The organism is Streptomyces sp. NPDC014623 (genome assembly GCF_043088245.1).
Lineage (GTDB): Bacteria > Actinomycetota > Actinomycetes > Streptomycetales > Streptomycetaceae > Streptomyces.
Genome location: NZ_JBIBZU010000011.1, coordinates 69,816 through 94,531 on the forward strand (window position 1 = coordinate 69,816; position 24,716 = coordinate 94,531).

The 24,716-nt window shown below is 71.1% G+C and carries 14 protein-coding genes; 6 read left to right on the forward strand and 8 right to left on the reverse strand.

All coding sequences use genetic code 11. The annotated features are described in order from the left end of the window. The first annotated feature begins 75 nt into the window (after positions 1–75). Positions 76–2,853 carry an AAA family ATPase gene (locus tag ACF1FZ_RS19100; RefSeq protein ID WP_391774558.1) on the forward strand — a complete coding sequence of 926 codons (2,778 nt, stop codon included), beginning with the start codon at positions 76–78 and terminating at the stop codon, positions 2,851–2,853. A gap of 696 nt (positions 2,854–3,549) precedes the next feature. Here ACF1FZ_RS19100 and ACF1FZ_RS19105 read toward each other — a convergent pair. Both ACF1FZ_RS19105 and ACF1FZ_RS19110 read right to left on the reverse strand, forming a co-directional pair. Next, on the reverse strand, positions 3,550–4,539 hold the full coding sequence (locus tag ACF1FZ_RS19105; RefSeq protein ID WP_391774559.1) for an ArsR/SmtB family transcription factor: 990 nt from the start codon (positions 4,537–4,539) through the stop codon (positions 3,550–3,552). Between the two features lie 233 nt (positions 4,540–4,772). Continuing rightward, positions 4,773–5,573, reverse strand: coding sequence for a peptidoglycan DD-metalloendopeptidase family protein (locus tag ACF1FZ_RS19110; RefSeq protein WP_391774560.1), 801 nt, complete (start codon positions 5,571–5,573; stop codon positions 4,773–4,775). A gap of 230 nt (positions 5,574–5,803) precedes the next feature. On the opposite strand from ACF1FZ_RS19110, the gene ACF1FZ_RS19115 reads away from it, so the two are divergent. Together ACF1FZ_RS19115 and ACF1FZ_RS19120 are read left to right on the forward strand one after the other, a co-directional pair. Beyond that, on the forward strand, positions 5,804–7,141 hold the full coding sequence (locus ACF1FZ_RS19115; protein WP_391774561.1) for a hypothetical protein: 1,338 nt from the start codon (positions 5,804–5,806) through the stop codon (positions 7,139–7,141). After that, on the forward strand, positions 7,131–8,408 hold the full coding sequence (locus ACF1FZ_RS19120) for a hypothetical protein (protein WP_391774562.1): 1,278 nt from the start codon (positions 7,131–7,133) through the stop codon (positions 8,406–8,408). The genes ACF1FZ_RS19115 and ACF1FZ_RS19120 overlap by 11 nt, the downstream gene beginning before the upstream one ends. A gap of 325 nt (positions 8,409–8,733) precedes the next feature. Here ACF1FZ_RS19120 and ACF1FZ_RS19125 read toward each other — a convergent pair whose 3' ends face one another. Further along, entirely contained in the window at positions 8,734–10,158 is a 1,425-nt protein-coding gene (locus ACF1FZ_RS19125) for a non-reducing end alpha-L-arabinofuranosidase family hydrolase (RefSeq protein WP_391774563.1), read from the reverse strand. A 1,248-nt stretch (positions 10,159–11,406) separates the two neighbouring features. Here ACF1FZ_RS19125 and ACF1FZ_RS19130 point away from each other — a divergent pair. After that, positions 11,407–12,840: an endo-1,4-beta-xylanase gene (locus tag ACF1FZ_RS19130; protein ID WP_391774564.1), complete on the forward strand. Its 1,434-nt coding sequence runs from the start codon at positions 11,407–11,409 to the stop codon at positions 12,838–12,840. 785 nt (positions 12,841–13,625) lie between these two features. Here the strand turns inward: ACF1FZ_RS19130 and ACF1FZ_RS19135 are convergent. The 3 genes from ACF1FZ_RS19135 to ACF1FZ_RS19145 form a co-directional block, all read right to left on the reverse strand. Beyond that, the gene (locus tag ACF1FZ_RS19135; protein WP_391774565.1) at positions 13,626–14,930 is read right to left on the reverse strand and encodes a YncE family protein; all 1,305 of its coding nucleotides are present in this window, start codon (positions 14,928–14,930) and stop codon (positions 13,626–13,628) included. Between the two features lie 667 nt (positions 14,931–15,597). After that, positions 15,598–16,323 (reverse strand): glycoside hydrolase family 11 protein, encoded by a 726-nt coding sequence (locus tag ACF1FZ_RS19140; protein WP_391774566.1) that lies wholly within the window; start codon positions 16,321–16,323, stop codon positions 15,598–15,600. Positions 16,324–16,805: 482 nt separating this feature from the next. Further along, entirely contained in the window at positions 16,806–17,582 is a 777-nt protein-coding gene (locus tag ACF1FZ_RS19145) for a FadR/GntR family transcriptional regulator (RefSeq protein ID WP_391774567.1), read from the reverse strand. Positions 17,583–17,687: 105 nt separating this feature from the next. Between ACF1FZ_RS19145 and ACF1FZ_RS19150 the strand changes: the two genes are divergently transcribed. Beyond that, positions 17,688–19,421, forward strand: a complete 1,734-nt coding sequence (locus tag ACF1FZ_RS19150; protein WP_391774568.1) for an IlvD/Edd family dehydratase — start codon at positions 17,688–17,690, stop codon at positions 19,419–19,421. A 47-nt stretch (positions 19,422–19,468) separates the two neighbouring features. Continuing rightward, positions 19,469–20,656, forward strand: coding sequence for a fumarylacetoacetate hydrolase family protein (locus tag ACF1FZ_RS19155; RefSeq protein WP_391774569.1), 1,188 nt, complete (start codon positions 19,469–19,471; stop codon positions 20,654–20,656). 558 nt (positions 20,657–21,214) lie between these two features. On the opposite strand, the gene ACF1FZ_RS19160 is transcribed toward ACF1FZ_RS19155, so the two are convergent. Next, positions 21,215–23,584: a beta-glucosidase gene (locus tag ACF1FZ_RS19160; RefSeq protein WP_391774570.1), complete on the reverse strand. Its 2,370-nt coding sequence runs from the start codon at positions 23,582–23,584 to the stop codon at positions 21,215–21,217. 247 nt (positions 23,585–23,831) lie between these two features. Next, the gene (locus tag ACF1FZ_RS19165) at positions 23,832–24,716 is read right to left on the reverse strand and encodes a carbohydrate ABC transporter permease (protein WP_391774571.1); all 885 of its coding nucleotides are present in this window, start codon (positions 24,714–24,716) and stop codon (positions 23,832–23,834) included.

Sequence of the window (24,716 nt, forward strand, 5' to 3'; positions counted from 1 at the left end):
CCAGAACCAACGCTGCCCGTCAATCATATACTTTTCGACGGCCCGTGGACCGGGAGCTGTGGGCATACTGGAAGCATGATCGACTACTGGCGCGGTGCGCCCGACGCCGCCCGGTCGGCGCAGGTGCCGTTCGGCCGTGACGACGTCGTGGCGCGGGTCGTCGACCTGGCCGCCTCGCCGGACTCGGCACCGCTCGTCCTGGTCACCGGCCCCATCGGCATGGGGCGCAGCTCGTTGCTGGCCGCCGTCCGCGACGAGCTGGCCGCGCGGGGCTTCACCCCCCTGTCGCTGCGGGTGGCGCGCAACGAGCGGGACCGCCCCTACTCCTTGGTCTCCCGGCTCTCCGCCGAGCTCTCCGCCCTCCACCGGGGCGGCGACGTCCGGCGTACGGCGAAGGCCGTGGCCACGGTGCCGCTCGCGGAGGCCGGCCGGCAGCTCGCCGCCGACCTCCGGTCGGCTCTCGCCACGAACGACAAGCTGACGGTGCTCATCGATGACGCGCACTGGGCCGATCCCGGTTCCCGCGCCGTGCTGTTGCCGCTCGCCCGCACGCTGGCAGGGGGCCCGGTCACGTTCGTCTGCACGGTGCGCCCCTCACCGGCCGACCCGGCGGGCGACCGGGCCGCGGTGGAGCAGTTACGGGCCGTCTCGCTGGCCGAGGTGGTGCCGCTGCGTCCGTTGCGCGAGCAGGAGGTCGGCGCGATGATCGCCCGGAGGTCACAGGCGAGGCCGACGGCGGCGCTGCTCTCCTACCTGCAACGTGAGTGCCGCGGCAGACCCGCCGCCGTGCTCGCGGCCCTGGCGGGGCACGAGCGCACCGGAGGGCTGTACGTATTCGACCGGCACGTCTACCTCACGTCGCCGGACCGGCCGCCCGAGCTGCCCCTCGACCTGCCGCCGATCGAGTACCTGCGCCGGCTGGGCGGTGTGGTCTGGTCGGTGGCCAAGGCGGCGGCGGTGCTCCTCCCCCTGGGCGGCGCGGCCACCGGGCTGATCGCCGAAGCGGTGGGCCGGAACGAGGACGAGGTGCGTGGCGCGCTGTCGGAGCTGTGTGCCGAGGGTGTGCTCCGCCAGGGACCGGAGGAGGGGGCCTGGCGTTTCCGGCTTCCGCTGCTGATCTCCGCCCTGACCGGCTGTCTCGGATCCTACGAGCGACGCAGACTCGCCCAACTGGCGGTCACCGCGATCTGGTCGGGCGACGCCGAGGCGGACGGCCGGTACCTGGCCGAGCAACTGGTGGTCGCCGGGCGGTTCGTGGACAGCCGGCGGGCGGCCGACGAACTGCTCGCCCGGGGCACCGCCGCCATGCTGGACGACGGATACTCCGCGGAGCGCTGGCTGCGCGCGGCCGTCGATCTGATCACCGAGCCGCGGGACCGCGCTCGGGCGCTGGTCACGCACGCCTCCACCTGCAGCATCCACCTGCGGTTCGCCGAGGCCATCGACAGTGCGTGGAAAGTGCTGTCCGAGTACGCCCATCTCGTCAGTTCCGAGGCGCTGTTCGAGACAGAGGTGGTCTACGTCGTCGCGTTGGCCGGGACCCTGGACACGGCGGCGCTCACCAAGATCTGCGACGGCGGCTGGCGCTCGCTGCCGGGCGGGGAGTTGCACCGCATCCTGACCCGGTGCGTTGCGCTGTGCCACCTGGACCGGTGGCGGGAAGCGGACGAACACCTGGCGTCCGAACGGGACGCCCTGCACCGGGACAACGATGTCGTCGCCGCGTTGGGCCTGCTCATCAGCGAGTGCGCCGGGGCGTTCCTGGGCAGGACCGAACCGTTCGACCAGGCCGTCGCCGATCCACCGGGGCGGCACCTGTGGACGTCGGGGACGCGGCACCGCCTCGAGCGGCTGCGGCAACTGGCCCGGACGCTGATGGCTTTCGGTGAGCTGGACCGCGCAGAGCGACTGCTGACGGCTTACGCACTGCCCTCCGTGTACCGGACGGTGCCCGACCAGGTGGTGGCCGACAGCCAGAGCGGGCACTGGGACCGTGCACTCGATCTGGCCCGGCTGGGCCTGGCCACCGGTCTTTCCGTCGGCTACGTGCCCAGTCACACCTTGGTGTCCCGGGAGACGAGCATCATATTCGGTGCACGCGGCCGGCTCACCGAGGCCCGCTCGGTGATCGAGCGGGCGCGCTCCGTGCAACCCGTGATGCTCCACCTGCTGGCCGTGCCGGAATCCCTCCTGGACGAGGCCCTGGGCGCTGCCGACCGGGCCCGCCGCGTCGTCACCGACGGCCTGGCCCAGGCCGTCGGACGAGGTCTGGTGGTCGGCACGGACGTCCTGTGGCTGAGGACGGCCGAGCTGGAACTGGCCCGCGGCGACCTGGCCGCGGCACAGCGGTGCGTGGAAGAGGCGCGCAGGACAGCCGAGTTGATCGGCACCGGCCGGGCCCGCGTGTGCCACCTGCTCGCCGCCGCGATGGTGCACCGCGACCGCGACGCCGCGACGGAGGCGGTCCAGCTCGCCCGCCGGCGCGCCCAGCCACTGGAGCTGGCCGCCACGATGGTCATGGTGGTCCGCCATGAAGTGGCCGACGTCGAGCTGCTGCACGAGGCGTACGCGCTCTACGGCGACCTGGACGCGCTGCTGCGCAGGGCACAGCTGCGCAACCTGATGCGCGAACGCGGCATCGCCGTGCCGCACAGATCCGTCGTCATCGCGGAGAACGAGCGGCTGCTGGCCACCTTGGTGAGCGAGGGCCTGACCAACCGCGAACTGGCCGCGGTGCTGGGCAGCAGCGAGAAGAGCGTGGAGGGCCGGCTGGGCAGACTCTTCAAACGCACCGGCTACCGTTCCCGCGTCGAGCTGGCCTCCGCGATGCTGACGGACGAGTACCGCCCCTGAACCATCAGGAACCCTTCGCAGCCGGCTCGAGGACCGCCATGCGCTCCCCACGCTGCGCCATCGGGAAGACGCCGCACAGGACCGGAGCAGGCACAGTCGCAGGCCGGCGTAGTTCCACAGCCGTTCCGAGCGGACTCCGGCCGTTCCGGGGCGTCGAGCGAGTGGTACGGCCCAGCTGAGGAAGCCCTGGACGCCGAGGCGGCCGCTCGGGGTCGCGGGCGTACGACAGAAGCGCGGTGCAGCGGGCGAGCGGCCGCTGCTCCACGGCCGTGCCCCGGGCGTGGGCGTGGCGGCGCCCGAGCACCGCGGTGGTTTCGGCGGGGCTCCTGCGGGTGCCGTCACGGACCTCCAGGACGGCACCGGCGGGCCGGTGGCGGCCCGGCACCCGGCCGCTCCCGCGGGCCGGACCCGCGCAGGCCGGTGAACACGGCGACGAGGCCGTCCATGGCACCCCGGTCACGGGCGGGCCACCGGAGCCGGCAGCCTCCCGCAAGGAGGAGAAAACGGCGCGAAGTCACTCCCGCCGGTGAGGCCGGGGCGGGGCGCTCCGGGAACCGAAGACCGTTCGCACGGCTGGGCGCCCGGCATCCACAAGACCGGCGCAGACGTGTGCGCGAGCCGTGACCGAGCCGGCCGGCCCCTCCTCCCCCGGCCCCCGGTCCCTCCTCCCCGGCCCCCGCCCGGCACGGGAGCCGTTCATCGCGAGCCGCCCTCCAGCACCGCCCGGCCGAGCCGGGTGCGGTGGTGGAGCACTCGCACGCCCTGGCGCTTCGAGAGCAGCAGACCCGCCTCGCGGAGCACGGTGGCGTGCCGGCTGGCCGTCGAGGGGGCGAGCCGCAGCGCCGCGGCGATGTCCATGGTGGTCATGGGGCGGTCCAGTATCCGCAGCAGTTCGGCTCGCGAGGCACCGATGAGCTGCGCCACCGGGACCTCCCCGCCGTGATGCCGGCGTTCGAGCCAGCCGGGCGCGGGCGAGAGCGGGTGGACGAGGACCGGAGGCAGTTCCTCGTCGACGAGGGCGAGGGGGGCGCGGACACAGAAGAAGGCCGGGACGAGCGTCAACGCCCTTCCATGCAGAGCGAGTTCCCGATCCATCGGGTACGGGGCCCGTAGCCTGCCGTCCCGGTAGTGCCACCCGGGCAGCTGGTCGTAACCGATGAGCAGGCCCTCCGCTCCGTGGGTGAGGACGGCTTCGGCCCGTACGGTCCGGTCGGTCGCCGCCTGCGCGCGCATGGCGAACAGGTAGGGCTCGACGGCCACCCGGTGATAGGCGCGCAAAGCCGAGCCGAGGCGGCGCAGCGCCTCGGGGGAACCCTCGGCGAGCGGGCGCACACCGGCCGGGACGGGGCGGCCGGTGTGCGCGTAGAGCCGGGCGAGTTCGGCGCGCAGACGGTGCCGGGGAGTGGAGAGCAGCCGGTCGAGTCCGGTGTCGAGGTCGGCGTCGCCTCGGCCGGGCGTCAGGAAGTCGGGGAAGTACGAGCCGTCCGGGCACAGCCGGATCAGGGAGCGGGTCGTGGCGACGAGGCCGGATCGCCGCAGGGCCGCGCCCACCTCGCGGCGCCAGGCGGCGAACGCGAGGGGCACCTCGCGGTTCTGGAGCAGATGCAGGCTGAGCGCGGTCTCCCAGAGCGGGTCCACGCCGGCCGCGACGCGCAGGCGGGTCAGCTCCTGGCTCGTGAACTCCATCCGCAGCACGGCGCACCCCCGGCGGTCACGGGTGCTCGTCGGCCCCCGCCCTGCGGGACTCTACGCGTATCACGGAAATGACGCATGCATGCCAGGTAATGTCAGGGGGCTGATACGCCTGCTCGCGGCGACCCCGGCTTGAACTCGCCGCGGCCCGGCCGGAACACACCCGCCGGGACCGCGACGAGCCGTGCTCCCGGCCCGGCCGGGCCGCCATGAGCCGCCGGTACGGCTCAGCAGAGCGGAACGCCCGGGAGTTTCGCGTCCGGGTGGTCGATGTAGATGTTGCTGACGAAGCCGTTCTGGTCACGCAGCTTGCTCCACCAGTTGTTGCTGTGCCCCTCGGCGTTGACGGTGTCGCCCTGCTTCTGGCACAGCACCCGTACGGCCGTCGGACCGGCGAGGGTGGTGACGACGGCGGCGGTGACACGGGCGTCGGCGCGGACGTTCACCCCACTGCCCCAGGTGCTGAACGGGGAGCCGCCGCCACCGCAACCGTTGTCGCTGGTCAGGTACGCCTGGTGGTAACTGCCCGGGTAGGCCAGGCCGGCGCCGTTGATGACGATGTTCTGGCCCGCGCCGTTGTAGAGCTGCTCGTAGTGGATGTGCGCCCCGGAGGAATTGCCCGTACTGCCCGTGACGCCGATCTGCTGCCCCTGGGCGACCGACGCGCCGCTCGCCACCGAGTACGCGGAGAGGTGGAAGTAGTACGTGCTCCAGCCGCCGCCGTGATTGATCACCATGTAGTTGCCGGCCCCGCTCGGCTGCGAGTAGCGGGTGGCCGTGCCGGCGGCGGAGGCGAGCACCGGGGTGCCGGCCGTCGCGCCGCCGTCGGAACGTACGAAGTCCAGCGCCCGGCGCACCTCGGCCGAGTGGTGGCTGTACGTCCACTGCTGGCCGCAGGGGTAGGGCGCCTTGAAGACGGGCGCGGCCGACGCACCGGCTTCGCCGGCCTGCGCCGGGGCGGCCGACAGTGCGGTGAGCACCAGAAGGGCTCCGGCGGCCAGGGCCGGAAGACGTCCGAGAAACCTCACGATTGCTCCTAGGTGGGGGAGGCGGCCCGGCCGGAACGCCGGGCGAGGCGCGGTGGGACGTCGGGAACGTAGCGGCGGTCCGGGCGGCTGGCAAGCGTGCGCCGGGCTTCTTCGACCAGGAACGAATGGGTTGCGCGCCGGCCCGGTCCCCAGCACTCTGGCGCCACGTGCCACAGCGTCACCGGGCCGTCGGCCGGGTGCGTCCGCGCCCCGAAGGAGCCCCCACTCCCATGCCCCCGCTCCGCCCCGCCCGCCGCCCGCCCCTTCCCGTCACCGTCCTCGCGGCGGCCGGGCTGCTGATCGCCGTGTCCACCGGACCGGCGGTGGCCGCACCCACCACGGGCCCGCCCTCCCCGGCCGCCGCCGGCGACGCACCGTCACCTGTGGGGCCCACGGTGGCGGACGCCGGTGCCGGACGGGTGACGGGCAGAACGGAGACCAGCACCGCCATGGACATCCCGGCAGACGTCACGGCGGGAGTCGCGGTGTACGACAGGCGCACCGGCCGCTCCACCGAGCAGCACCAGGCGGACCGCGCCTTGCGCTCCGCCTCGGTGGTCAAGCTGCTGCTGGCACTGGACTTCTCGTGGAACCGGGGCCCGGCCTACGAGCTGCCCCAGGCCGACCGGGTCCGCCTCGGCACCATGTTGCGCAGCAGCGACGACGCCGCCGCGAGCCACTACTGGTCCACGGGCGGCGGCAGTGCCGTGATCACCCGCATGGCGCTCCGCCTGTCACTCACCGGAACCACGCCAGCGCCGGCCGCCTGCCCCGGCTACTGGGGTTACACGGCGACCACCGCCGCGGACACCGTCCGGGTCTGCCGTTACCTCCTCGACGAGGCGCCGGCGCCGGTGCGGAGCCTCGTCCTGGGGGCCCTGCACCGGTCCACCCGCTGCGCCACCGACGGCTTCGACCAGCACTTCGGGCCGCCTTCCGCGTTCGACGCGCCGGGGGCGGTCAAGCAGGGCTGGTCCGGCTTCGCTTCCGGGGGCTGCACCGCCACCGGGACCCGGACGGCCGCACCCGGCACGTCCGTGCCCGCAGCGAACGGCACCGGCGGGAACGGGCCGCAGGGGACGTCCACCGCCGTCGCGTCCGCGCTGGATCTGACGACCGACGCACTGCACACCACCGGCACCGCCGGCCCCGGCGACCGGACGGTGGTCGCCGTCCTCACCCTGCACCCCGACGGCACCCCGTACGGGTCCGCCTACAGCAAGGTCACGGCGCTCACCGGTTCCCTGGACGTCCCCGGGGCCGTCCGTCCGGCACCCGGTTCACCACCTGGGGCAGCGGTGTCCGGGTCCGCAGCGGCGCCACCACGTCGTCCACCGTCCTCACCACCCTGCCCTCCGGGATGGACGTCCTCGTCGGATGCCAGCGGCAGGGCGAACGGGTGCCGGTCCCGCCCTACGTCAACGACTGGTGGGCCTACCTGCCCCAGTACGGCGGCTGGATCACCCACATCTACGTCGCATCCCCCGACAGCACCCTCCCGGGCGTTCCCCACTGCTCGTGACGCCCCACCCACCCCCGCCGAGAAGGAGGCGCACCGTGCGCCATGACCACAGACCCCGTGCCGCCGTCCACGTCCGCCGCGGACCGGCCGTCGCCGTGTCCCTGCTGGCCCTCGCCGCTCTGACCCTCGTCCCGGGGCCCGCCGCCGCCCGCGACGCCGCACCCGACGAGACCCCGTCCGGCAGCGTCGGCTGGCGGGTGGACCTGTCCGCGCCGACCGGCGACGAGACCAACATCAGTCGCACCGACGGCACGCTGCGCCTCCGCGACCGCACCCTGCGGCCCGCGTCCGCCCGCTCCGCCCAGGGGCAGGGCACGGCCCTGATGCCCGAACGCGTACTCGACCGCGCGGTGAACCGGATCACTCCGGAACTCGACGCCACCCTTCCGGCCGGATCCGAGGTCGCCGTCGACGTGCGCGGGCGGGACGGACTGGGTGTCTGGACCGAATGGCGTGAAGCGAGTGCCGGCGCGCCGGCACTGCTCCCACGGGCCGCCACCCGGGTGCAGACCCGGATCACCCTGATGTCCGCCCCGGGTGGCGCCGCACCGGTCGTGCGCGACCTGCGCCTGAGTGCCGAACTCGACCACGAGGCGCCGCGGGCCGTCGCGGCCGCCCCCTACACGGCCACCGTCTACGCCACCCGCGAGGGCCTGGTCGGTGGAACCACCGCGAACGGACACGTGATCGTGGCCGATGATCACTTCGTGGCGCTCCCGTCCCGTCGCGGCCTCTCCCCGAAGGGCAGTACCCAGTACTCGGTCCGCGTGTGCGGTCCGGCGCGCTGCGAGACCGCCCCGGTGTGGGACGTCGGCCCGTGGAACATCCACGACGACCACTGGAATCCGTCCTCCGTCCGCGAGGCCTTCAAGGACCTGCCGCAGGGCAAGCCGGAATCCCAGGCCGCCTATCAGGACGGCTACAACGGCGGGCTGGACGAATTCGGCCGCCGCGTGCTCAACCCGGCCGGCATAGACCTCGCCGACGGTACGTTCTACAACGTCGGCCTGAACGACAACGGCTACGTCACCGTCACTTACCTGTGGACAGGCACCGGCGCGACGACCACGTCCTTCCCGACCTGGGGCACCGACGTCAACATCCGTCAGCAGCCGGCCAGCACGTCCACCCGGGTCGCACAGCTCCCTGCTCCCACGACGGTGCGCGTGCAGTGCCAGGTGCGCGGCCAGCTCGTCCAGGCCGACGGCCACAGCAACGACGCCTGGTCCTACCTGCCGGACTACGGCGGCTACGTCTCCAACATCTTCATCGACGTCACCGACGGCTGGCTTCCGGGCGTCCCGGCCTGCTGACGACGGACGGACGGCGAGCGCGTCGCCGCCGTCCGTCGCGCCCGGTCCGACGCCGGCCCGGTCCGTTCCCGGAAGGCGCACCTGTCACGCAGCCACGGCGCGCCGTGCGGCGGACGTGCCGCAGAGGGCCGAACGCCTCGGCCCCTGCGAAGACGGGCCGGGACGCGACGACCGCACCGGAGACGAGAGGGGCCCCGGCCGCCGCGCGGCCGGAGCCCCTCGGCTCGGTGAGTGCCGGTCAGCAGGCGGAACCGCCCCCGCCGGGAACCGCTCGCCCCTACGCCTGCGGACCGCACCGCACCCCGGTCACCGTGAATCGGGAAGGTCAGCGTCGCAGGGTGAGGACGCCCGGCCGCCACGGCAGCCGGTTGTACTCACCGCCCGCGGCGGGATCCTTGCCCTGATAGAGGAACTGCAGGTTGCAGGGGTCGATGGTCATGGTCTGGTCGGGGTTGTTGCGGACCAGGTCACCGTGGCTGATGTCGTTGGTCCAGGTGGCGCCGCTGTTGGCCTTGCCCGCGAAGGGGTTGCTCTCACCGGCGGCCTGCGGGGTCCACGACCCGTTCAGGCTGGAGGCCGTGAAGGAGCGGAAGTAGCGCCCGTTCGCGCCCATCGCCTCGACGATCATGAGGTACTGGTTCTGGCCCTGGACCTTGTAGACCTGTACGCCCTCGAAGAGGTTGGCCTTCGTGTCGCTCATGATCGTCGTGTACGACGAACCGAAGTTGCCCGGGAAGTTCCCGATCGGCATGCTCGCCCGGTAGATCTTGCCGTTGTCACCGGCGAAGAACAGGTACATGTTCTGGCCGTCGGCGATCAGGGTCTGGTCGATCGGGCCGGTGTCGGAGCCGGAGATGCTCCCGGTGAACAGCGGCTGCGGGGAGGACCAGCCGTTGGGGTTGGTGGGGTCGCTCGACGTGCGGTAGATGAAGGGCCACGCACCCCACTGGTACGCCAGTACCCAGATGTTCTTGGGCGCGAAGTAGAACAGTGTGGGCGCCACCGCGGCCTGGCTCATCCCGGTCTGGCCGGCCGATGCCATGTCCGACCAGTTCGTGAAGGGACCGAACATCATCGAGCCGTACGACGACCCCGACACGTTCGACGCGTAGACCAGGTGCCTGCCGTTGTGCGTCACGGTGGTGAAGTCCTTCACCGCGGCCCACCCGTTCGCCGGCTGCGCCAGCACACCCGTCGACGTCCAGCGGTACGTCGAGGGAAGAGGACACGTGCCGTCCGTCGGCGGCGTCCCGGTCGGACCGGTCCACTTCTGGTTGCTGCCGCCGTTGCACGTCCACAGCTGCACCGCCGTTCCGTTGGCCGTACCGGCGCCCGCGGCCTCCAGGCACAACCCGGACTCCACGCCGACGACCGTACCGTCGGAGTTCACCCGCCACTGCTGGTTCGCACCGCCGGAACAGCTCCAGATCTGCACCCGGGTACCGGCCGTGGTGGCGTGGCCCGGAACATCCAGGCACATGGTGCCGTACACGGTCAGCCGGTTGGTGTCCGTCAACGTCCACTGCTGGTTGGTTCCGTTCCAGCAGTCGTGGATCTGCAGGTGCGTGCCGTCGGTCCGGGCGGCGCCCGGCACGTCGAGACACCGGCCCGAACCGACACCGCGCAGGGCGCCGTCGGCAGCCGCCTGAGCCGGGGTGGCGACGAGCATCGCCGCCAGCGCGGACAGGGCCGCGACCACGGCGGCGAGCACCGCAGACGGATGCCTGCGGCTGAAACTTCCTCTGTGCATGGGGACTTCCTCAGCCTTGAGTAGCCGGTTCCGGTTGGCCTCCTCAGAGGTTGCCCGGACTGTCGGTGTGGTGCGGTGGTGCGGTGGTGCGCAGCGGCCTGTGAGCACTACGCCCTACCGCTTGTGGTTTCCCGGCCCTTCCCGGCCGGCCTTCCGGAGGGCCGGTGGCGCCCGGCGCCTTCGGGCGGCACGGGTGCCCGGGGCGGAAGCCCGGACGGCCGGGCGTCGGGTGGGACGGTCGAAGAGGGCGGCAGCAAAGAATTGGCGAGGGCATGACATACACGTGCAGCACAACTCCCGCGGCACCGCACCGGCGGTGCGACCCGGAGTTGCCCTGCGTGTGCGACAAAGCGACGTGAGGTGTTCGTAATATCGAACAAGGGTCGAAGTGTCGAGCAACCCTCATGATAGGGAGCCGGTGAACGGCGTCAATACCTCTCGCATGTGTCGCTATCAATGCCGAAACGTTTGCGGGAACCTGTGCACGGAACGCCGCACGTCACACCGGCCAACGACCGAGTCGCACCACACTCGACGCCGGAGTGGAGGCCGTCCGGCGCGGCCCGAACACCAAAGGGTCCACGCCGGCGCCGAAGCGGTGGATCGGCGAGCAGGCCTGCGGCACCGCACTGCCGCACCGCCACCCCACCCGCGGCTCCGGGACCCGCTCAGCCGGCGCGGCATCGTGAGCCCGCCGCTCGACGGCCGGCACATGACCTGCCGACTCACCGGCCGCGCCGCGCAGACCCGGCCGGACCCGACGCCCAGCCCACCGGAATTTCGAAACTTTCGAATAAAAAACAGAAACTTTTCCTGTGAGGAGCATTGACGATGCATCGTCAATACCTCAATCATTCCTGTCTGAGAAACCGGTTACAGGCCGGCATCCCGAACCACACCGGCCTCGGGCAATCCGGCCGCACGGCAGGCCCACGCACGACCGCACTGCAGATCCGCGCACCGAAGCACCTGCACCACCCCGTTTCGTTCCGGTGAGGTCCGCGCCGGCGCGTCCTGGCTCTTCACACGGCTGGAGAGGTACGCGACGCCGTGTGGCGGTCCCCCGGCTGAGCCGCGATGGAGTACCCCTGTGCCCGTGTCGAAGATCGTCCCGTCCCATGACCGCGGTGTCCGGTGATTCCGTGCGGTCCGGGCTCCGGCCCGCCCCGTCCGTCCGCCGCAGGGGGGCGGACGACGCGATCCCCTGCGCTTCAGTCCTTCCGTGATCTCTACCTTGGAGGCACATCCATGGGCTTGTACGCCCTCCCCGGACCCGTTACCCGCCGGAAGCTCCGCGGCCTGCTGCTGGCGCTGGTCGTCGGCGTCCTCGGCGCGGTCACCACGCTGGTCACGCCGCCGACCGCACACGCCGCCGAGAACACGCTCGGAGCCGCAGCGGCGCAGAGCGGCCGCTACTTCGGCACCGCCATCGCCTCGGGCAAGCTGGGCGACTCGACATACACGTCGATCGCGAACCGTGAGTTCAACTCGGTGACGGCCGAGAACGAGATGAAGATCGACGCCACCGAACCGCAGCGGGGCCAGTTCAACTTCACCTCCGCCGATCGCGTCTACAACTGGGCGGTGCAGAACGGCAAGCAGGTGCGCGGCCACACCCTGGCCTGGCACTCCCAGCAGCCCGGCTGGATGCAGAGCCTCAGCGGCAACGATCTACGCCAGGCGATGATCGGCCACATCAACGGCGTGATGGCCCACTACAAGGGCAAGATCGTCCAGTGGGACGTCGTGAACGAGGCCTTCGCCGACGGCAGTTCGGGAGCCCGACGCGACTCCAACCTGCAGCGCAGCGGCAACGACTGGATCGAGGTCGCCTTCCGCACCGCGCGCGCCGCCGACCCGGCGGCCAAGCTCTGCTACAACGACTACAACGTCGAGGACTGGACCTGGGCCAAGACGCAGGCCATGTACTCCATGGTCCGGGACTTCAAACAGCGCGGCGTGCCGATCGACTGCGTCGGCTTCCAGTCGCACTTCAACAGCGGCAGCCCCTACAACAGCAACTTCCGCACCACCCTGCAGAACTTCGCCGCCCTCGGCGTCGACGTGGCCGTCACCGAACTCGACATCCAGGGCGCCCCGGCCTCGACCTACGCCAACGTGACCAACGACTGCCTGGCCGTCCCGCGCTGCCTCGGCATCACCGTGTGGGGCGTGCGCGACAGCGACTCCTGGCGAGCGGAGCAGACGCCGCTGCTGTTCAACAACGACGGCAGCAAGAAGGCCGCCTACACCGCCGTCCTCAACGCACTCAATGGCGGCGACACCACTGAGCCCCCGACGGGGTCCGGACAGATCAAGGGCGTCGGTTCGGGCCGTTGCCTGGACGTGCCCAACGCCAGCACCACCGACGGCACCCAGCTCCAGCTGTGGGACTGCGGCAGCGGTACCAACCAGCAGTGGGCGGCCACCGACGCCGGTGAGCTCAGGGTCTACGGCAACAAGTGCCTGGACGCCGCCGGCACCGGCAGCGGCTCCAAGGTCCAGATCTACAGCTGCTGGGGCGGCGACAACCAGAAATGGCGCCTCAACTCCGACGGATCCATCGTCGGCGTCCAGTCCGGCCTCTGCCTCGACGCCGTCGGGGCCGGTGCCGCCAACGGCACCCGGATACAGCTCTACTCCTGCTCGAACGGCAACAACCAGCGCTGGACCCGCACCTGAGGGAACCTGCCGCACACGAGAGGGCGTACCGATGACAGCCTGCGATGCGGGTCCTCCCGCCCCTCCAGGAAGGCATCGTTGATGGTCCCGGGTCGCCGCCGCCGTGGTGGTGGCGGCGACCCTCACGATCGGCATGCCCGCCGCGGTGAATCAGGCGCCCGCCGAGGCGGCGACGGTGGACACCGACAGGGGCCGGCCGCAGGCGTCCGCCGGAATCGCCGGACGAGTCGCAGAGTCCGCCCGGAGGCCGCCGGCCTGCCGCCGCACAGGCCCCGGCCCGCGACTGCGCCCCGCTTCCGGCTCGATCCGGGCACAGGCCGGGCCATGCGTGCGGGCCGGGCACGCGCATGCCCGGCCCGCACGTCGCCGCGCGTCAGGAAACGGGGAACCGGACCGGCAAGCGCTTGGCGACACCCGGTACGTCGATGTCGTCCTGCGCGACGTCCCCGGCGAACGGGCCGGCGACGGAGACCGGTGGCGGAGCGATACCGCGTTGACGCCGTTGAGCCGCAGGAAGACGCGCAGGGCGAGCCAGGCGGCGGGCTCGTCGCCGTCGGCACTTTCCGGACGAGCCCCTGAAGGCGTCGCCGACGCACGCGTCTTCCTCACGGGTTCGCAGGTCAGGCAACCCGCAAAGGCAGATCCGTCCGCTCGGCCGTCGCACGGAGGGAAACAGGCCGAGTACACCGGCCGGGCCACAGACCCGTCGGATCCGGTGCGGCGGGGCGGGACCGGATCCGGCGGGCGCGGGTCGGAGCGGCGCAGGGCTCCGGCTCCGAAGCGTCTCAGCCTGTGGTGGGGCCGGTCCAGTCCGCGGGGACGTGGCCGAGGCGGACCCGCTGCGGGTGGTCGCCGACGGGGATCGAGGCGACCTTCCTGCCGGTGGCGAAGTCGATCGCCGTCACCTGGTCGGCGCCGCTCTCGGACACCACGCAGTGCTCGCCGTCCCCGCTCACGGTGGCCCAGTACGGTTTGGAGGCGGTGACGAGCGGGCCTTCCTGGAGCGTCTCGCGGTTCACGACGGTGACGTAGTCGTCCATGGTCCCGGCGATGCAGAGCTTGTCGCCCCGGGGGCTCATGGACATGCCGTGGTGGCGGGAGTCGTTGACGAAGGTGGTGCGTTCGTCACTGGTGTCCGGGTTCTTCGGCAGTGTCTTCACCCGGGTGATCTCGTCGTTGCGCACGTCGTACTCGACGAAGCCGTTGAAGAAGGAGACCTGGAAGTACATCTTCGACTCGTCGGGCGTGAAGGCGACGGGGCGCAGCGCGTCGGACAGGTCCTTGCGGCCGAAGGCGTCGAGCCGCTCGCGCATGTCGATGATCTTCTTGACCTCGAAGGTCTTCGCATCGGCGACGGTGATGCGGCGGTCGCCCTTGGTGAAGTCCTGCCAGGGCGCGTCCATGTCGGTGTTGACCTCGCCGATGGCCATGTTCCAGATGTACTTGCCGCCGTCGGTGTACACGTTCTCGTGCGGCTTGTCACCCGTCTTGAAGCTGCCCGCTTCCTTGCCCGTCGCCATGTCGAGGACATGCACGGTGTTGGAGATGGAGGAGGAGACGGCGACCTGGGTGCCGTCGGGGGAGACCGCCATGTGGTCGGAGCGGAAACCGGACACCGGGAAGCGCCAGTTGATCTTGCCGCTCTCCACGTCGATGGAGACCACGTCGGCGAAACTCGGCCGGGAGGCGACGACGGACCTGCCATCATTTGTGGTGTACATGTCATCCACGTACTGGTCATGACCCTCGCCCGGGCCGAGCCGGATACCGAGGAAGAAGGCGAGCTTGACGGGGTTGAGATAGATCTCCCGCAGACGCTCCTTCTTGTCGGGGATCATGTTGATCCGGCCGACTTTGGCGTAGTCGCCACGGGAGTTGATGATGTCGGCGGTGCCCTCCCAGTTGTTGCCGACGAAGAACACCTCCTTGAGGCCCCCCGAGGCGGCCGCCCGCGCCCGCTCCGGGGCCTCGCTCGCGCCGGCCGGGCCGGGGACGGTGGGCAGCGCGCCTGCGGCCAGCCCCGCGGCGGCAAGGGCGACCGCGGCGACGGGGCGCCTGCGGCGAGGACGACGGGTGGCGGAACGCGTCATGGTGACCTCCAGAGGCAGGAACGGGCGGCGTGCCGTCGGACAGGCCCGCATCTGTTACTGGAGGTAACGTATCCAGGAGCGGGGAACTTGAACAGGGTCCGATCGAGACTCCTCGGCGGGTGTGATCGGGCCTCCCGAAGGTTCGCCACCACAGGCAGGCCCGCCCGAGCCGCCTCGCACGCGAGGGACGGCCTCCGGTCGGCGATGCGGCATCCGCCTCGCCCGCCCGCGCCGCAGCCGTCCCGGCCGGCGGGCCGGGGCGGCGCCGGCTCTCCGGCCGCCGTCCCGCATGCCGTCAGCGGGATCCGGGAGCCCTCGCTCCCGTTGGACACAGGTTCGCGCCTCACGCCCCACGACGAGCGGGCTCTCGGGCCCGGCCCCCGAGGACCTCGCGCCGCGCCGGGAGAAGTTCCGGCGACGCCCGCCGGAGTCACCGGACGAGCCGCGCGGCCGGCCCGGGGGATCGTGGAGGAAGCGGGAACCTGAGGCCGGCCCGCCCGCCGCGATGACGTCCCGCAACGAGTCGCCGCGCGTCGCGCCGCGACCGGGACGCCGCAGTGACAGGAGTTCGCGGCCACCTTGGACCCACCCCGGCGTCCGCGACGACCACGGCTGCGGGCCCCGTCACGAAGACGGAGCCCGCAGCCGGTTGTCCGCCGGACAGAGGTCAGCCGCTGACCGTGATGTTCGAGCTTCCGCTGCTCTGGTAACCCTCGGTGGCCATGATCATGTAGTACTTGAACTGGCCCATGTTCATACCCGCGCGCGCCCAGGCGTCGAAGTGGTTGCCGGTGGTGATGGTGCCGGAACCGCTGGTCACCTTCGACTGCCGGACGCTCCAGTACTGGTCGAAGGTGCGGGTGCCCTCGACGGAGGGGGCGTTGTACCGCGTCGTCTTGTAGATGTCGTACGTGCCTCCGTCGCTGTAGACGGTGCCCCTGTACTCGCCGGTGGGACGGTAGTTGCCCCAGTTGTCGACGATGTAGTACTCCACCAGCGGGTTCGAGGTCCAGCCGTAGAGGCAGCCGTAGCCGTTGCCCGACGGATTGAAGTAGCCGTTGTAGCGGACCGTCCTGCGCCCGCCGGTGTTCCAGCCCTTGCCGGCGACGAAGTTGCCGCAGTTGGTCCACCGGGTGCTGTAGCTGCCGCCGCCGTTGAGCGTCATGGAGACGGAGCCGCCGCCGTCGGTCCAGAACGAGTAGTACATGCCGTCATAGCCGGTCTGGTTGGTGGTGATGGTGGTGGCGGCATGGGCGGTGCCGGGCAGCAGCAGCCCGGACGCGGTGGCCAGCGCGACGGTGCCGGCACCACCGAGGAAGCCTCGCCGGCTCAAGCCGCTGGAGGGAGCGGGGTTCTGCTGGATCTGGTCCTGCTGCGTGCCGTCCTGTTGCATGCGTCCTCCCGATGAAGGCTGGTGGGGGCCGGGCGGCTCCTGCTGCCCGGCGGCCTTGCATGGAACACGGCGGGGTTCGCCCGTCGTCGTGCGGTGACGACCGACCGCCGTCCCCGGTCACATGGCACGAGGGGCACGACGGTCTTCTGTCGTCAGGTGGCCACAGTTTTCGTAGAACCTCATGAACCTGTCAACACTTTCGACAATCTTTCGGAAATGTTTCCTCAGCGGGAAGAAGTCTTGACGAGCACGTCCTAGCTGTTCAAGCTACCTTTCACAAGAATCGATGCGAGGGGTGGAATGGAATCCGGGAGAAACAGAACGCAAGCAGGCGCCCACCTTTCGAAAGTTTCGAACAAGCGGGGACACGACCACGGCGGCCTGCCGTCGGGAACGGCCGCCCTCGAACGGCCTGGCCCGGTTCACCGCCTACGACGTGGCGAGATCCGCGAACGTTGCCGGGCAGCGGGGATCGGGGGGCATCATCCGGGCCCAGCAGGGGGGTGCGACGACTTCCGTGCCGCATCGCCCGGCATTCCGGGTGACTGGGCGATCTCTTCTTCAGCGGCTTCGATGACGGCCAGTACGGCGGCCGCCGCGGCCGAAGGATCGCGGGCCTCGACGGCATGCACGATGGCGCGGTGACCCGGCAGCGAGGCTTCCACCGCGCCCGGGGTCTGGGTGCTGACGAGGAAGCTGTGTTCCAGCGCGATGTCGACAGCGCGGCCCAGTGACCCGAGGAGACGGTTGCCGCTGGCGTCGAGCAGGGCCCGGTGAAAGGTGATGTCGGCCTCGACGTAACCACTGCGCCCGGGTTCCGCCGCTGCGGCCTCCATGGCCGCCAGGGAGTCGTACAGGACTCGTACATCGTCGGGGCCGGCCCGGTCGGCAGCGAGGCGGGCCGCCTCGGGCTCGACGATCCGGCGCAGTTCGACCGTGTCGCGCAGCAGAGCCGTGGCGTCCCCGGCCTGTTTCCAGCGCAGTACGTCACGGTCCAGGTGGTTCCAGTGCTCCGGGGGCAGCACGCGCGTGCCGGTGCGCGGGCGTACGTGCAGCATCCCCTTGGCCACCAGCGCTTTGACCGCTTCCCGCAACACCCCTCGGCTGACGCCGGTCTCGGCCGCGAGCACGTCCTCGACCGGCAGCGGATCCCCCGGCTCCCACACGCCGTCCACGACGCGCCGCCCGAGCTCGTCGACCACGCGCTGGTGCATGGTCAGGAAGTGCACCACGATCTCCGCTCGCCCCCTGGACACCATTCATCTAATCATTTAATGATTGCATGACAGGGTACGGCTTGCGGGCCCTCACCCGAAAACGCCCCATCGCGAAGCGGACGACGCCAGAGCCACGGGAGTGCCTACATGACCGACGGTCAGAAGACGAGCCGTAGCCAGGCGTGGTTCGGCGCACGGGGCCGCAGCGGGATGCTGTACCGCTCCTGGATGCGCAACCAGGGGCTCGGGCACGAGGTGTTCGACGGGCGTCCCGTCATCGGCGTCGCGACCAGTGCCTCCGAACTCGCCCCGTGCAACGCGCATCTGACACACGTCGCCGAAGCCGTCAAGCGCGGCGTGTGGCAGGCGGGCGGCCTACCGCTCCAGTTTCCCACCATGGCCACCGGCGAGACCCTGATGCGCCCCACCGCCATGCTGTACCGCAACCTCATGGCCATGGAGGTCGAGGAGCTGATCCGGGCCAATCCGCTCGACGGTGTCGTGCTGCTGTCCGGTTGCGACAAGACGACCCCCGCCATGCTCATGGGCGCTGCCAGCGTCGACCTGCCCGCCGTCATGGTCACCGGCGGGCCGATGCTCAACGGCAAGTACCGGGGCCAGGACGTGGGATCGGGCACCCACGTGTGGAAGTTCGAGGAGGACCTGAAGACCGGCCGGATGACCGAGGAGGAGTGCTCCTTCGCGGAGGGGTGCATGGCCCGCTCCAACGGGCACTGCATGACGATGGGCACCGCTTCGACCATGGCCTGCATGGCCGAGGCGCTCGGCATGCAGCTGCCGGGCTCGGCGGCCTGGCCCGCGGTCGACTCCCGGCGGATGGAAACCGCGCAGGCGGCGGGGCAGCGCATCGTACGGATGGTGAGGGAGGAACTGCGCCCCTCGCAGATCCTGACCCGGGCGGCGTTCGAGAACGCCATCCGGGTCAACGCGGCCATCGGCGGCTCCACGAACGCCGTCATCCATCTCACCGCCATCGCCGGACGCGTCGGCGTCGAGCTGAGCCTGCAGGACTTCGACGACCTGGTCCGCGCGGTTCCGACTCTGGTCAACCTGATGCCCAGTGGCACATACCTCATGGAGGACTTCTGCTACGCGGGTGGCCTGCCGGCCGTCATGGCCGAGCTGCTCAGCGGCAAGCTGCTGCACGGCGAACAGATCACGGTCACCGGGCGCACCCTCGCCGAGAACACCGGGAATGCCGAACGCGTCGACTCCGACGTCATCACCGGCCTCGATGCCCCCTTCCAGCCCGCGGGCACCGGTATCGCCGTCCTGCGCGGCAACCTGTGCCCCGACGGCGCCGTGATCAAGCAGTCCGCCGCGTCACCGCACCTGCTCACCCACCGCGGCCCCGCACGCGTCTTCGACTCCCCCGAGGCCTATCACGAGGTGGCCGACGACCCGGAACTCGACGTCGACGAGAACACCGTGATCGTCATCCGCAACGCCGGCCCCAAGGGCTACCCCGGCATGCCCGAGGTCTCCAACGTCCCGCTGCCCGCCAAGCTGCTGAAGGCCGGCGTCAAGGACATGGTGCGCGTCTGCGACGGCCGGATGAGTGGCACCGGGTACGGGACGGTGATCCTGCACGTAGCGCCCGAGGCCGCCGTCGGTGGACCTCTCGCCCTGGTGTGCGACGGGGACCCCGTCGTCCTCGACGTCCCGAACCGCACCCTGAGTCTGGACGTGGACGACGCCGAGCTCACGCGACGCCGGCAGGCATGGAGGGCACCCGCTGAGCGGTATGCCGGCGGCTATGCCTGGCTCTACACCCAGAACGTGGAACAGGCGGACCAGGGCGCCGACTTCGGTTTCCTGCGCGGAAGCCGTGGACACGAGGTCCCCCGCGACTCCCACTGAGCCCGCCCCGGGCGACCGCACCCCTCGAACCCAGGAGAGCATCGATCGTGGAACCGGCAGCAGCGCGCCCTCGTCCGATCCTCACCACCGGCTCCGTCCTGCCGGAGGACGCCGCCCGGGCCGCCCTCGTTGCGCGCGTCCACAGCCCGGAACGGGGCGGACCGTGTGTGGCCGCGGTCCGCGGCGAGCACGTCGTCGACCTGACGGCCATCTCACCCACCGTCTCCGACCTCGTGGAACGCGACGACGCGGTGGCAGTCGTCCGCGAGGCCGACGGCGGACACACCTGGCGCCTGGACGATCTGCTCGAGGCACCGGCCGGCCGCCGTGACGTTCCGCACCTGCTCGCCCCCGTCGACCTGCAGGTGATCAAGGCCGCGGGCGTCACCTTCGCCCGGAGTCTGCTGGAACGCGTCATCGAAGAGCGCACGGGCGGCGATCCGGCACAGGCCGCGCGGGTGCGGGCGCGCATCGGGCAGGTGGTGGGCGGCACGCTCGACGGCATCCGTCCCGGATCGCCGGAAGCCGACAAGGCCAAGGAACTGCTCGTCTCCGAAGGACTGTGGTCGCAGTACCTGGAGGTCGGGATCGGGCCGGATCCGGAAGTGTTCACCAAGGCCCCGGTACTCTCCGCGGTCGGCACCGGCGCCGACATCGGAGTGCTCGGCGCCTCGGTGTGGAACAACCCTGAGCCCGAGGTCGTCCTCGTCGTGGACTCGCGCGGCCGGGTACGCGGCGCGACGCTCGGTAACGACGTCAACCTCCGCGACATCGAGGGACGCAGCGCCCTGCTGCTGTCCCGTGCGAAGGACAACAACGCCTCGTGCGCGATCGGCCCGTTCGTCCGCCTGCTCGACGAGGGCTTCGACCTCGACACCGTACGCGGACTCGACATCGCCCTGCGGGTCGACGGCCCGGACGGCTACGTACTGCACGGCAGCAGTTCCATGCACGAGATCAGCCGCGACGTACTGGACCTGGTGGCCGCTACGCACGGTCCGCACCACCAGTACCCGGACGGTTCCGTCTTGTTCACCGGAACGCTGTTCGCCCCCACCGAGGACCGGCAGGCACCCGGCGCGGGCTTCACCCACGAGTACGGCGACGTCGTGCGGATCTCCAGCCCGCGGCTCGGCGCCCTGGTCAACACCGTCATCCCCAGCGAACAGGCCGCGCCCTGGACGTTCGGCGTACGAGCGCTGATGCGCAACCTCGCTCGGCGCGGCGTGCTGTGAGGCGACGAGGACTCATACGGCCACCACCGGGCCCGGCGTCACGGAGTGCTGACCCGGTGGTCAGTGGGCTCGAGCATCGGCAACGCGTGATGTCGGTCATGTGCCCGTGTGCCCGCGGTACCGGTGTGGTTCGCCGCGAAGAACACCTACCTGTCCTCCAGGGCGGGCGGCTTGCCGCTGCCGCGCCCGAGGGGTCGACGAGATGACGCCGGGGCCCGTCCGTGACGTCGCGGGTGACGTGCAGGGCCCCTGCCCCAGCAGTCCACCCGCACGGCCCGCGGGCCCTCAGCGCCGCAGAGCCACAGCCGACCACCGGGACGGCTTCGAACCGGGCCGGTGCCGCAGTCGCCATGCCGGTGCTGTGCCCGGCGACGGCGGTGGGAGCTTCCTCCTCCAGGCGTGGGCGCTCGCTCTGCACGGTACGCCCGTGCACATGCACCACACCGTGTGATCACGGGTCACCCCGGAAGCGCCGGGCCCGGCCCCCCGCACACCTGGCCCCGCGGTCCCGGGTGCGCAGCGCCGCCGCTGCCGCGACGTGCGCTGCACCCGCCCGGTTCATGCCTGGTCAACCGGCTCCTGCCCGACCGTGGCATGCAGGCGTCGTGTGTGATCCACGTGGCGCTCGGCTCCGGTCAACGTGACCCTGGCCGTCAGGCGTGGATCCGCGCTGGAGGCGGCCAACCGCACTTCCAGCTCGCCCGGCTCGACGACGCGCCGATTGTCGCGTCCGGTGAAGGAGGCGAGGTCGGCCGGGACCGTGACACGGAGGCGCCGGGCCTCGCCCCGCTTCAGTTCGACCCGGGCATAGCCGACGAGGCGCTGCACCGGCTGGACGACGGAGGCGACCGGGTCGTGCAGATAGACCTGGACGATCTCGGTTCCGGACCGCCCTCCTGTGTTGCGAACGGTGAAGGTGAGGGTGAACTCGCCGTCCGTCGAAGCCTCCCGGACGTCCACGGCCAGATCCGTCCATTCGAACCGCGTATAAGACAGGCCGTGGCCGAAGGCGAACGCGGGGGTCGGGTCGATGCTGGACACCTCGCTCGCGTGAGCGAGCCGCGCCCCGAGGTACGTGGCCGGCTGGGAACCCGGCCCGCGCGGCACGCTGACCGGAAGACGCCCGGAGGGATTGGTACGGCCGCTGAGCACCCCGGCGATCGCGTGAGTGCCCTCCTCACCCGGGAAGAAGGACTGCACGATCGCGGCGGACTCCTCCACGGCGCGGCCGAGGGCGTACGGTCGTCCCGCGAGCAGCACGGTGACCACGGGTGTCTCCAGGTCGAGCAGGGTGTCGAGCAGTCGCTGCTGTGCGCCGGGCAGCGCCAGCGTCTCGACGTCGCATCCCTCTCCGCTGGTGCCCCGTCCGAAGAGCCCGGCGCGGTCGCCGAGCACCACCAGGGCGATGTCGGCCTCGCGTGCCAGCCGGGCGGCCTCGCGGATGCCGGAGAGATCTCCGTCGTCGATTCCGGTGCCGCGGGCGACCGTGATCTCGGCGTCGGGGAACTCGGCGGCGAGAGTGTCGCGCAGCGTGGGCAGTTCGATGCCGAGTGGGGTCCCCGGGTGGCGGACGCCGATGTGCTGGGGGAAGGAGTAGCAGCCCAGTACGGCGGCGGGTTCGTCGGCGTTGGGACCGAGCAGGGCGATGCGGCGCGGCCTCTCGAGCGGCAGGGTGCCGTCGTTGCTCAGCAGCACGACCGCTTTCTCGGCGACCGTGCGGGCCAGCGCGCGGTTCTCCGGACCGTCCAGGTCGATCCGGCCGCGCAGGGCGGCCGGGTCGTTCAGGTCTGCCCCGGCGAGCGCGGCCGGCAACGGGTTCCAGTCCGGGTCGAGCAGGCCGAGCACCGCCTTCTGGGTGAGTATCCGGCGCAGGGCGCGATCGACCAACGCCTCCGGAATGCGGCCGTCTGCGACGGCCTCGGCCAGGGGCGCGCCGTATGCCTTGACATTGGGCAGTTCGACATCGATACCCGCGCGCAGCGCCGTGCCGGCGGCGTCGGCCAAGTCGGTCGCGATGCCGTGCAGGGTCTTCAGGAAGGCGATGGCGAAGTAGTCGGCGACGACGGTGCCGTCGAAGCCCCACGTGTCGCGCAGCAGCCCGGTGAGCAGATCCTCGTCGGCCGCGGAGGGCATGCCGTCGGTGTCGGTGTACGCGTTCATCACCGACCGGGCCCCACCCTCCCGGACGGCCATCTCGAAGGGGGGCAGCAGAACGTCGGCGCGCTCACGCGGACCCACCGAGGAGGGAGCGAGGTTACGGCCTGCGCGGGAGGCCGAGTAGCCGACGAAGTGCTTGAGGGTGGCGGCGACCCCGGCCGACTCCAGACCCTGCACGTATGCCGTTCCGATGGTGCCGACGAGGTACGGGTCTTCGCCGATGGTCTCCTCGACCCGGCCCCAGCGGGCGTCACGCACGACATCCAGGACGGGCGCGAGTCCCTGGTGGACGCCGACGGAACGCATGTCGCGGCCGATGGCGGCGGCCATGCGCCGTACCGTTCCCGGATCGAAGGTGGCGCCCCAGGAAAGCGGAACGGGGTAGGCCGTCGCCCCCCAGGCGGCGAAGCCGGCCAGACACTCGTCATGCGCGAGAGCGGGGATGCCGAACCGGTTCGTGGCGGCGATACGGGTCTGGGTGCGGGCCAGGGAGAGCGCGCCCAGGGCGGGATCGACCGGGACCGTGCCGAACGGCCGGGTCAGTTGCCCCAGCCCGGAGGGCAGGAGTGCGTCGAGGTCGACGGCCTCTTCCATGGCGTGCTGGTAAGGAGCCACTTCACCGCCCTGGTCGGAGGCGCCCACCCACACCCCGTACAGCTGGGCGGTCTTCTCCTGAAGGGTCATCGCGTCGATCAGGGCGTCGACTCTCGCGGTGGCGGAAAGGGCGGGGTCGTTCCGGAGGGAGATTCCGGGGGTGTTCTCTACAGCCACGTTGGCGTTCCTTTCCTCCCACGTCCCTCGGACCCATGGTCAGGGTGCGGCGGACGAACAGGTGAACGAGCAGGACTCGGGGTGGGGCAGGTTGCGCCCGGGCTCCGGCACCGGCCCGGATCCGCTTCGCCCGGGGACGAGGCTGCGGAGCCCGGCTTGCCGCGTCCCTCCTGCCGGAATTCGCTCCTGGAGCTCACAGGCCGTCTCCTGCCGCAGGCCGGCCACCGGCCCACAGCGTCGGCGTCGGTCAACGGCTGAATCCGGCGGTCAGACCGCTCAGCAGCTGGCGACGGCCGAACGCGTACAGCACCAGGAGGGGCAGTGTGGTGAGGACGACGGCGGCGAGAACGGCAGGGACGTTGACCCCGTACTGGCCCTGGAAGGTCCACAGTGCGAGCGGCAGGGTCCGGCGGTCAGGACTCTGGGTGAGGATCAGGGGCAGCAGGAATCCGTTCCAGATGGTCAGCGCGTTGAAGATGGTCACGGTGAGGACGGCCGGCCGGGTGAGCGGTGCCGCGAGACGCCACAGCGTCGTCCATTCGGTGGCGCCGTCGACCCGCATCGAGTCGAACAGCTCTTTGGGCACGTCGCGGATGAAGTTGGCGAGCACCAGCACGGACAGCGGGACGGCGAAGGCGATCGACGGAAGGATCAGCGCCGGCAGACTGTCGTACAGACGCAGTCTGATGATGATCAGGTAGACCGGGATCACCGTCGCCTGCAGCGGGATGGCCAGGCCCATGAGGAACAGCCCGTTGATCGCGCGAAGGCCCCGCATGTGCCAGCCGCGAACGATCGCGTAAGCGGCCATGAAGGAGAACACGACCGCCGGCACCACGGCGCCGGCGGTGACGACGAGACTGTTGACGAAGTAGCGAAGGAAGCCGGACTCGATGACCAGCCGGTAGTTGTCGAGGGTCGGGTCGGCCGAAGGTACCAGCGGGTTGCTCGCGTAGTAGCGGCTCTGGGCCTTGAGACTCGTGATGAGGGTCCAGTACAGGGGTACGGCGACGATGACGAGCCAGATCCATCCGGCCAGGCCGCCGGCCCAGTTGCGCCGGCGGGAGTGGCGTTGCCGCTCGCGGTGGGTGGTCTTCCGCGGCCGTCGCGGCTCGGTCGGCGTGGTGGTCAC